At 51.2% G+C, this 250-nt stretch carries 1 protein-coding gene; it reads right to left on the bottom strand.

Features of this window, described 5'->3' with window-relative positions:
• Positions 1–69 precede the first annotated feature (69 nt).
• Complete coding sequence (locus KVT27_RS25600; RefSeq protein WP_217582274.1) at positions 70–237, bottom strand: small acid-soluble spore protein P; 168 nt, start codon at positions 235–237, stop codon at positions 70–72.
• Positions 238–250 lie beyond the last annotated feature (13 nt).

The following is a 250-nucleotide window of genomic DNA, read 5'->3' as shown; positions in this document are numbered from 1 at the left end:
CTCTCTGCTCACTGACAAGATATAGTATGTCCGAATTGTCGAACCTTAAACATGGTTGGCGAAAAAAGATTAATGACCGTGGCCTGCGCCTTCACCGTGGCCGTTATTGCGGGAATGGTTGCGGTTTTTCACCTTTTTCGATCCCGATAGAGGCTCATGCTGTTGCTTGCCTCGACTGCCGCCCGCGCCCGGTTGATTCTGAGACGTATCGGTTACTCCGTAAGCATCTGGTTTCATTGTCATCGTCCCC

The organism is Lysinibacillus sp. GbtcB16 (assembly GCF_019091145.1).
GTDB lineage: Bacteria > Bacillota > Bacilli > Bacillales_A > Planococcaceae > Lysinibacillus > Lysinibacillus fusiformis.
Note: the sequence above shows the minus strand (reverse complement) of the source record. Positions and strands in the feature narration are given on the sequence as shown.